Here is a 2,885-nt window from a genome sequence, read left to right as displayed (position 1 = left end):
GTCGTGCATGTCGACGCGGACCCACGGGTCGTGCGCCTCCAGGTCCGGCGCCGAGGCGACCGCCCAGGCCAGTTCGCCGGGCCGCAGCGGCATCCGGATCTCCTCGCGCTCCATCCGCCCGAGGAGCCGCAGCGTGGCCCAGGCAGCCCGCCTCAGCCGCAGCCCGCGCACCGCCGCCTCCGCGTACGGCCGTACCGCGTAGGCGACTTCGGCCGTGGCCCGGCGCGGCAGCAGCAGGTCGTCGCAGGACTTGGCCAGTGCCTCCCGCAGCCCCGGGTCGGCGACCGAGAGGATGCCGCCGGCCTTGGCGCCGACGTGCTTGGACAGGCTGAACACGGACGCGTCGCCCCACGTGCCGACGGGCCGCCCGCCCACCTCGCTGCCGATGGCGTGCGCCGCGTCCTCGAACAGCGGGATGCCGAGCGCGTCGCAGCGCTCCCGCAGCCGGGGCGCCGGGTCCGGATTGCCGTACAGGTTGGTCGTCAGGACGGCGGACAGGGAGCCCCACACCTCCTCCGGCACGGCGTCGACGTCGATGGACGCGTCCAGCGGATCCAGCGGCGCCTGCACCGGCCGCAGTCCGGCGGCGAGCACGACGAAGAAGATGACGTCGTCGTTGACCGGCGACATCAGCACCCGGCCGCCCGGCGGGCACCAGTGACGCAGTGCCGCGAACAGCCCGAAACGGCACGACGGTACATACACGCATTCCCGGCCGAGTCGGCCGCGCATGGTCTCTTCGAGCCGCTCTCTCGGCTGCGAACCAGACCGCGCCGGACCCGGACCGGCCTCCCCTGTGGCCATCCGTCCCCCTGAGGTGCCGTCGGAACGCCCCCTCCCCGAGGCCTTCCGGCACCCGCCCAGAGTCGCCCCGTTCGCACCGCTCCGTCAAGATTGCGTACCGGCCTGTGGACAACTTCCCGCACACGGACGGTGGCACAGCGCCACGACCCGGCGCGTGCCCGCGGCCGTCGCGCCCCGCCGCAGGGGCCACTCCCCTCGCCGTCCGCACCGGCTCCTCGACCACCCGCCGCACGTCAGCCCGCCCGTCCCCGCCATGCCGCGCCGGCCGCCGCCACCTCTTCGGGCACTGCCCAAGACCCGTGTGCCACCCGTAACGTGTGGCGCGGCCACGGATCACGTGGCGCACGGCGAGCACGAGAGCGAGGCAGCACCCGATGCCCCCCTTCGATGTCCCCGAGGGCGATCCCTTCGGCCCGCACAACCTTCCGTACGGCGTGTTCTCGATCCGCGGCGCACAGGAGCGGACGGTGGGCGTCCGGCTCGGCGACCACGTCCTCGACGCGGGCGCGGCGGCCCACGCGCTCGGATCGCCGTACGCGTCCCTGCTGGCGCGGCCCACCCTGAACCCGCTGCTGGCGGCCGGCCGCACCGCCTGGTCGGACGTGCGGCGCGCGCTGACGGCGTGGGTGACGGTCCCGTCCCACCGGGAGGCCCTGGAGCCGCTGTTCCACCCCCTGTCGTCGGTGACCCTGCATCTGCCCTTCGAGGTGGCGGACTACGTCGACTTCTACGCCTCCGAGAACCACGCCCGGAACGTCGGCCAGATCTTCCGCCCCGACGCCGAGGACTCCCTCACCCCGAACTGGAAGCACCTCCCGATCGGCTACCACGGCCGCGCCGGCACGGTCGTCGTCTCGGGCACGGACGTCGTACGGCCCTCCGGGCAGCGCAAGGCCCCCACCGACGCCGCTCCCGTCTTCGGCCCGTCCGTCCGCCTCGACATCGAGGCCGAGGTCGGCTTCGTGGTGGGCACGCCGTCCGAGCTGGGCGGCCCGGTGGCGCTCGGCGACTTCCGCGAGCACGTCTTCGGGCTGTGCCTGCTCAACGACTGGTCGGCGCGGGACGTCCAGGCCTGGGAGTACGTCCCTCTCGGCCCGTTCCTCGGCAAGTCCTTCGCCACGTCGGTGTCGGCCTGGATCACGCCGCTGGACGCCCTGGACGAGGCCCGGGTGGCCCCGCCGGAGCGCACCCACGGGCTGCTGCCCTACCTGGACGACGCGGAGGAGGAGCCGGGCGGCTTCGACCTGCGGATCTCGGTCGCGGTCAACGGTCACGTGATCTCCGAGCCGCCCTTCTCCACCATGTACTGGACCGCCGCCCAGCAACTGGCCCACATGACCGTCAACGGCGCCTCCCTGCGCACCGGCGACCTCTACGGCTCGGGCACGGTGAGCGGACCCACCGAGCGGGAACGCGGATCGCTGCTGGAACTGACGTGGAACGGCCGCGACCCGCTGGAACTCCCCGACGGCAAGCGGACGTTCCTGGAGGACGGGGACGTGGTGACCCTGTCGGCATGGGCCCCGGGCCCGGGCGACCTGCGGGTGGGACTGGGCGAGGTGACGGGCCGGGTGGTCGGACGGTAGGCCCGGGGCGGGGCGGGCCGCGCGGTTCGCCGGGCGCGGGCCGCCTGATCCGCCGTGCGCCTGCCCCCCCGTGCGGGAATCCGATGTCCGTCGGCGGCTGACTCACGCCGCCCGGCCCCGTCATACTGGCGTCGGGCGGTGTGCACCGCCGCGCAGCACCACAGCACCACGCACTACGCACCACAGCCAGAGCCGCCTTTCCGACCAGGATCCGGAGCCCGTGGCATGACCGTCTGCCTGCTCCTGCTGTTCGTCGTCGCCGTGACCGCCGCCGTGCCGGTGCCGCGCGCGCTGACCCGGTCCTCGTGGCCCGAGCGGGATCCCGTCGTCGCGCTGTGGGTGTGGCAGTGCCTGGTCGCCACGGTCCTGCTGTGCTGCCTGACCTCGCTGGTGCTCGGTGCCACCGCCGTCTTCGGCACCGTGCGCGCCGAGCTGTTCGCACCGGCGCCGCCGGCGGTGACCGCCGCGTACAACCTCTCCGCCGGCCCGCCCTGG

The 2,885-nt window shown here is 74.2% G+C and carries 2 protein-coding genes and 1 pseudogene; 2 read left to right on the top strand and 1 reads right to left on the bottom strand.

The window, feature by feature from the left end:
* Positions 1-732, bottom strand: a 732-nt coding sequence (locus GTW67_RS15950; RefSeq protein WP_161165488.1) for a DegT/DnrJ/EryC1/StrS family aminotransferase, incomplete at its 3' end; no start/stop codon positions are given.
* A gap of 446 nt (positions 733-1,178) precedes the next feature.
* On the opposite strand from GTW67_RS15950, the gene fahA reads away from it, so the two are divergent.
* Together fahA and GTW67_RS15940 are read left to right on the top strand one after the other, a co-directional pair.
* Positions 1,179-2,390, top strand: coding sequence for a fumarylacetoacetase (gene fahA / locus GTW67_RS15945; protein WP_161165487.1), 1,212 nt, complete (start codon positions 1,179-1,181; stop codon positions 2,388-2,390).
* A gap of 225 nt (positions 2,391-2,615) precedes the next feature.
* A pseudogene (locus GTW67_RS15940) lies at positions 2,616-2,885 on the top strand (M56 family peptidase); the annotation flags it as partial.

Source organism: Streptomyces sp. SID5910 (assembly GCF_009862125.1).
Classification (GTDB): Bacteria; Actinomycetota; Actinomycetes; order Streptomycetales; family Streptomycetaceae; genus Streptomyces.
This window is presented reverse-complemented; position numbering and strand designations above follow the sequence as displayed.